At 73.9% G+C, this 6,747-nt stretch carries 7 protein-coding genes; all 7 read left to right on the top strand.

Translation table 11 applies throughout. The features are described 5' to 3' along the window. On the top strand, nt 1-494 hold a 494-nt coding region (locus tag ACIHCM_RS37435; protein WP_399906520.1), incomplete at its 5' end, for a biotin/lipoyl-containing protein. Nucleotides 495-499: 5 nt separating this feature from the next. After that, complete coding sequence (locus ACIHCM_RS37430) at nt 500-1,462, top strand: hypothetical protein (RefSeq protein WP_399906517.1); 963 nt, start codon at nt 500-502, stop codon at nt 1,460-1,462. Nucleotides 1,463-1,548: 86 nt separating this feature from the next. Next, complete coding sequence (locus ACIHCM_RS37425) at nt 1,549-3,015, top strand: FAD-dependent monooxygenase (RefSeq protein ID WP_399906514.1); 1,467 nt, start codon at nt 1,549-1,551, stop codon at nt 3,013-3,015. 54 nt (nt 3,016-3,069) lie between these two features. After that, complete coding sequence (locus tag ACIHCM_RS37420; RefSeq protein WP_399906512.1) at nt 3,070-3,399, top strand: TcmI family type II polyketide cyclase; 330 nt, start codon at nt 3,070-3,072, stop codon at nt 3,397-3,399. Beyond that, entirely contained in the window at nt 3,396-4,667 is a 1,272-nt protein-coding gene (locus ACIHCM_RS37415; RefSeq protein ID WP_399906509.1) for a beta-ketoacyl-[acyl-carrier-protein] synthase family protein, read from the top strand. The genes ACIHCM_RS37420 and ACIHCM_RS37415 overlap by 4 nt, the downstream gene beginning before the upstream one ends. After that, nucleotides 4,664-5,884 (top strand): ketosynthase chain-length factor, encoded by a 1,221-nt coding sequence (locus ACIHCM_RS37410; RefSeq protein WP_399906505.1) that lies wholly within the window; start codon nt 4,664-4,666, stop codon nt 5,882-5,884. Before ACIHCM_RS37415 ends, ACIHCM_RS37410 begins: the two co-directional genes overlap by 4 nt. Nucleotides 5,885-6,276: 392 nt before the next feature. Continuing rightward, a complete protein-coding gene (locus ACIHCM_RS37405) occupies nt 6,277-6,549 on the top strand; it encodes an acyl carrier protein (RefSeq protein ID WP_399906502.1) in 273 nt (90 codons plus the stop codon). Nucleotides 6,550-6,747 lie beyond the last annotated feature (198 nt).

Here is a 6,747-nt window from a genome sequence, read left to right as displayed (position 1 = left end):
AACTCACCGGCTCCACCGACCCCTTCACGGTCCACACCCGCTGGATCGAGACCGAGTTCGTCAACGACATCAAACCCTTCACCGCCCCCGCCGACGACACGGAGAACGAGGGCGGCGGCCGTGAGACGGTCGTCGTCGAGGTCGCCGGGCAGCGCCTGGAGGTGACGCTGCCCGCGTCGCTCGGACGGGTGCCGGAGCGTCAGCCGAGCCTCGTCGGGGCCGCCGCCGCCAGGCCGCGGCGCCGCAACTCCGGCGCTGGAGCGGGCGCCGCGGCCTCATGCGACACCCTCACCTCTCCGATGCAGGGCACCGTCGTCAAGGTCGCGGTGTCGGAAGGACAGCGGGTCGAGCAGGGCGAACTGGTCGTCGTACTCGAAGCGATGAAGATGGAGCAGCCGCTCACCGCGCACAAGTCCGGCACCGTCACGGGGCTGGCCGCCACGGCGGGTCAGGCCCTGTCCTCCGGTGCCGCCGTCTGTGACATCAAGGACTGATCCCCTTGGCAGCACTCACCTACAGCGATGCCGTGCGCGAGGCCCTCCAGCGGCTGCGCGGCGTGGGCTTCGAGCACGGCGGGTCCTTCGTCAACCACGCGCCGATGGCCGCCGAGGCGCTGGCGCACATGGGGTACGCCGACGAGGTGCCCGGCTGGGTCGACCACAACCTGCGGGGCCGGGAGTACCACGACGCCCCCGGCCGCCGCTGGCACATCGACCCCGGCGACGCGGGGGACTGGCGGGGCGCGCTCGGGAACTTCTCCCGCGTCGCCGACTGGACCGCCCTGTTCGAGCGGGAGCTGGCCGGGGCGCCATGGACCGAGGTACTGGCCCGCTGGTGGCCCCGGCTGCTGCCCGGCATGTCGGGGATGCTGACGCACGGGGTGATCCGCACCGCCCACGCCGTGCGTGCGGTCGCCGCCGCCGGCACGGAGAACCGGCTCCAACTGGCCGAACTCGCCCAGGGGCTGGGCTACTGGGCCGCCCGGCACTCCACCGGCGGGGTCACCGTGGCCGGGGAACCGTCGCCGGTCCTGCCGGACGGGGACGACGGGCGGGAGCCGGTGGTCCGTGCGCTGGACGACCTGGTCGCCGAGTACTCCGGGATCTATGCCACCGTCGCCCAGCGGCATCCGATCCCGCTGATCCACGCGGTCACCGGACCGGCGGCCGTCCGGCTCGTCGTCCCGCACCTGCCCGAGGCGCAGCGACTGCCGTCGTACCGGGTCGCGCGGGCCGTCAGCCGCACGATGCTCGACTGGTTCCACGCCACGCCCCGGCCGTCGGCACCGCTGCCCCAGGCGCCGGACGTGGCCGAGGTGTTCGCGCGGGCCGCCGAGATCGGCGACGAGCACACCATCAAGCTCGCCGAGGTCGCGGCGCGGCACGAGGCGATCGCCCCCGACCCGCGGCACGCGGCCGCCGCCCAGGTGGCGAACGAGGGCATCGGCCGCTTCTACCGCTGAACCACCTTGCCGGTTCCTGATTGTTTCCGAGCTCTTTCCGACCCGTTCCTTCCCCGCCCGGAGGGCGGGTTCTCCCGAGGAGTGTCATGGACGCACAAGTGATCGTCGTGGGCGCCGGACCGGCCGGGATGATGCTCGCCGGCGAGCTGCGGCTCGCGGGCGTCGACGTCATCGTCCTGGAGAAGCTGCCCGCGCGGACCGGGGAGTCACGCGGCCTCGGCTTCACCGCCCGCACCATGGAGATCTTCGACCAGCGCGGACTGCTGCCCCGGTTCGGCGACATCGAGGTCAGCAACGTGGGTCACTTCGGCGGCCTGCCGGTCGACTTCGGTGTGCTCGACGGGGCCCACCAGGCCGCCAAGACCATCCCCCAGTCGGTCACCGAGACCGTCCTGGAGGAGTGGGCGACGCAGCTCGGCGCGGACGTCCGGCGCCGGCACGACGTGCTGTCCGTCAAGGAGAAGGAGGACAGCGTCGAGGTCGAGGCGCGCGGTCCCGAGGGCGTGCACCGGCTGCGCGCCGAGTACCTCGTCGGCTGCGACGGCGGCCGGTCCACCATCCGCAAGGCCGCCGGCTTCGAGTTCCCCGGCACCGCGGCGACCCTGGAGATGTTCCTCGCCGACGTCAAGGGCATCAAGCTGGAGCCCCGGATGATCGGTGAGACCCTGCCCGGCGGCATGGTCATGGTCGGCCCGCTGCCCGGCGGGATCACCCGGCTGATCGTCTGCGAGCGGGGCACCCCGCCGCAGCGCCGGGAGAAGCCGCCGACGTGGGACGAGGTGGCCGCGGCCTGGCAGCGGCTCACCGGCGACGACATCTCGCACGCCGAGCCGGTGTGGGTCTCGTCCTTCGGTGACGCGACCCGCCAGGTCACCGAGTACCGGCGGGGGCGGGTCTTCCTCGCCGGCGACTCCGCGCACATCCACCTGCCGGCCGGCGGCCAGGGCATGAACACCAGCATCCAGGACTCGGTCAACCTCGGCTGGAAGCTCGGCGCGGTGGTGCGGGGCCGGGCGCCCGAGGCGCTGCTCGACACCTACCACGCCGAGCGGCACCCGGTCGGCAAGCGGCTGCTGATGAACACCCAGGCGCAGGGGCTGCTGTTCCTGTCCGGGCCCGAGGTGCAGCCGCTGCGCGACGTGCTGACCGAGCTGATCCAGTACCCCGAGGTCAGCCGCCACTTCGCGGCGATGGTGTCCGGCCTGGAGATCCGCTACGACCTCGACGGCGGGCCCCACCCGCTGCTCGGCCGCCGGCTGCCCGACGTGAAGCTGACCGGGCACCGGCTGGTCTCCTCCAGCACCGAGGCACTGCACGCCGGCCGGGGTGTGCTGCTGGACCTCGCGGACAACGAGCGGCTGCGCGACCGCGCCTGGGACTGGCAGGACCGCATCGACATCGTCACCGCCGAGCCCGTCCTGCCCGAGAACAGCCCCCTCGCCGGCACCACCGCCGTCCTCGTCCGCCCCGACGGCTACGTGGCCTGGGCGGCCCCGGGCAGCCACGCGGACCTCCCGATGGCCCTGGAGCACTGGTTCGGCCCGGCGCGCTGAGCCGCCCGCTCCCGCCCTGTCCCACGTACCCCCCGTATCGCTGAGGGAGAGACCATGCACAGCACCTTGATCGTCGCCCGGATGGACCCGGGGCACAGCCATGAGGTGGCCCGGCTGTTCAAGGACTTCGACAGCACCGAGATGCCGCATCTGATGGGCACCCGGCGCCGCCAGCTCTTCGCCTACCGCGGCCTGTACTTCCACCTCCAGGACTTCGACACCGACAACGGCGGCGAGCTGATCGAGGCGGCCAAGACCGACCCGCGCTTCATGCGGATCAGCGAGGACCTCAAGCCGTTCATCGAGGCCTACGACCCGGCGACCTGGCGGTCCCCCGCCGACGCGGTCGCCACGCGCTTCTACGACTGGGAGGGCCGGGCGTGAGCGCCAGGCGAGTGGTCATCACCGGGGTCGGCGTCACGGCCCCCGGCGGTGTCGGCACCAAGAACTTCTGGAACCTGCTCAGCGAAGGACGCACCGCCACCCGGGGCATCACCTTCTTCGACCCCTCCTCCTTCCGCTCCCGGGTCGCCGCCGAGATCGACTTCGACCCGGAGGAGCACGGGCTGAGCCCGCAGGAGATCCGGCGGATGGACCGGGCGGCCCAGCTGGCCGTCGTCACCGCCCGCGAGGCGCTCGCCGACAGCGGACTGGACCTGACCGGCGCGGACCCGCACCGGGTCGGCGTCACCATCGGCAGCGCGGTCGGCGCCACCATGGGCCTCGACCAGGAGTACCGCGTCGTCAGCGACGGCGGCCGGCTGGACGTGGTGGACCACACCTACGCCGTACCGCACCTCTACAACTACCTGGTACCCAGCTCCTTCGCCGCCGAGGTGGCGTGGGCGGTGGGCGCCGAGGGCCCCGCCACGGTGGTCTCCACCGGCTGCACCTCCGGCCTCGACTCGGTCGGCCACGCCGCCGAGCTGATCCGTGAGGGCTCGGCCTGCGCCGTGGTGGCGGGCGCGACGGACGCGCCGATCTCCCCGATCACGCTGGCCTGCTTCGACGCCATCAAGGCCACCACCCCGCGCAACGACGACCCCGAGCACGCCTCGCGGCCCTTCGACGGGACCCGCAACGGCTTCGTGCTGGGCGAGGGTTCGGCGGTGTTCGTCCTCGAGGAGCTCGAAGGGGCGCTGAAGCGGGGCGCGCACATCTACGCCGAGATCGCCGGCTACGCCTCGCGCTGCAACGCCTTCCACATGACCGGCCTGCGCCCGGACGGCGTGGAGATGGCCGAGGCCATCACGGTCGCGCTGGACGAGGCCCGGCTGAACCCGGAAGACATCGACTACGTCAACGCGCACGGCTCGGGCACCAAGCAGAACGACCGGCACGAGACGGCCGCGTTCAAGAAGAGCCTCGGCGATCACGCCTACCGGACCCCGGTGTCCTCCATCAAGTCGATGGTCGGGCACTCGCTCGGCGCGATCGGCTCGATCGAGATCGCCGCCTCCGTCCTCGCCATGGAGCACGACGTCGTGCCCCCGACGGCGAACCTGCACACCCCCGACCCGGAGTGCGACCTGGACTACGTGCCGCTGACGGCCCGTGAGCACCGCACCGACGCGGTGCTGACCGTCGGCAGCGGCTTCGGTGGCTTCCAGAGCGCCATGGTGCTCGCCCGACCGGAGAGGAGCGCGGCATGAGCAGGGCCGCGACGCGCACCGTCGTCACGGGGCTCGGCATAGCCGCCCCCAACGGCCTCGGTACCACCGACTACTGGGCGGCCACCCGCTCGGGCAAGAGCGGCATCGGCCGCATCACCCGCTTCGACCCCACCGGCTACCCGGCGAAGCTCGCCGGCCAGGTGCCCGGCTTCAGCGCCGCCGACCACCTGCCCAGCAGGCTGCTCGCGCAGACCGACCACATGACCCGCCTCGCCCTGGTCGCCACCGACTGGGCGCTGGCCGACGCGGGCGTCACGCCCGCCGAGCTGCCCGCGTACGACATGGGCGTGGTCACCGCAAGCTCCTCGGGCGGCTTCGAGTTCGGCCAGGGCGAGCTGCAGAAGCTGTGGAGCCAGGGCAGCCAGTACGTCTCGGCGTACCAGTCCTTCGCCTGGTTCTACGCCGTCAACAGCGGCCAGATCTCCATCCGCAACGGCATGAAGGGCCCGAGCGGTGTGCTGGTCTCCGACCAGGCCGGCGGCCTGGACGCGCTCGCCCACGCCCGGCGGCAGATCCGCAAGGGCACCCAGCTGATCGTCTCCGGGTCGATCGACGCCTCGATCTGCCCGTGGGGCTGGGTCGCCCAGCTGGCGAGCGGCCGGCTGTCCGAGGGGGAGGAGCCCGACCGGGCCTACCTGCCCTTCGACGCCGCGGCCGCCGGGCACGTGCCCGGTGAGGGCGGCGCCATCCTGATCCTGGAGTCCGCCGAGGCCGCCGCGCGGCGCGGGGTCCGGGTGTACGGCGAGATCGCCGGGTACGCGGCCACCTTCGACCCCGCCCCCGGCAGCGGGCGCCCGCCCGGCCTGCGCAAGGCGATCGAACTCGCCCTCGCCGACGCGGGCGTGGACGCCGGCGACGTCGATGTCGTCTTCGCCGACGGGGCGGCCGTGCCCGAGCTGGACCGGATCGAGGCGGACGCGCTGAACGAGGTGTTCGGGCCGCACGGGGTCATGGTCACCGCGCCCAAGACGATGACCGGGCGCCTCTACTCGGGCGCCGCCCCCCTCGACGTGGCGACCGCCCTGCTCGCCCTCCGGGACGGCGTCGTGCCGGCCACCACCCACGTGCACCCCGACGCCTCCTACGACCTCGACCTGGTCACCGGCGAGGCGCGGGTCACGGAGGTCCGCACCGCGCTGGTCCTCGCCCGCGGCCACGCCGGCTTCAACGCGGCGGCGGTGGTCACGACCGCGTAGGCCGTCCGGCGGTTCCGCATCGGGTACCGCCGGGTGGGTGTCGTACGCGAGTGCCCGGGGGCGAACACGCCGGCCGCGAGGCGGCGACCGTGCTCACGGTAGGCCGTCCGGTGGTCGTCGTGGCGTCGTCGGCCGCCGCCGCGGACGCCGCCCGCGCCCGCCGTGCCGAGAAGCCCCGTACCGCCCTGTCCCGTCCGCCGACGAACGCCGCCGCGCCTCGCTCGCGGCGGGTTCCTCGCGTCGGTCGCCTCCGGTCACCCGGAACGCGCCGTGCGGCGTCGCCCGCGCCGCCCCTGAACGCGCCCGCGCGCCCGGTCCGTCCGTCTCTCCCACGCCGGCCCGGGCCGCGGGCGTCCGCACGTCCCGCACCACTCAGACGAGAGGAACCTTCCGTGTCCACCCAGTCCTTCACCCTCGACGACCTCAAGCGCATCCTCCTGGAGTCCGCCGGGGCGGACGAGAACATCGACCTGGACGGCGACATCCTCGACACCGACTTCGAGGAGCTCAGCTACGAGTCGCTGGCCATCCTGGAGACCTGTGGCCGCATAGAGCGCGACTACGGCATCTCCCTCGACGACGGCGTGGTCACCGAGGCGAGGACGCCGCGCGCCCTGCTGGAGCTCGTCAACGCCCAGCTCGCCGAGTCGGCGCAGGCCGCCTGAACCCGCCGCGGCACCGCCGCCGGAACAGCCCCCCCCGGGGGCGGGGGCGCCCCCCCCCCGCGGGGCCCGGCCCCCCCCCCCCCCCCCCCCCCCCCCCCCCCCCCCCCCCCCCCCCCGCCCCCCCCCCCCCCCCCCCCCCGGGCCCCCGGGGGCCCCCCCCCCCCCCGCGGCGCCGGCGCCCCCACCCCGAACAAATGA

The organism is Streptomyces sp. NPDC052023 (assembly GCF_044548465.1).
In the GTDB taxonomy this organism is placed as follows: Bacteria; Actinomycetota; Actinomycetes; order Streptomycetales; family Streptomycetaceae; genus Streptomyces.
This window is presented reverse-complemented; position numbering and strand designations above follow the sequence as displayed.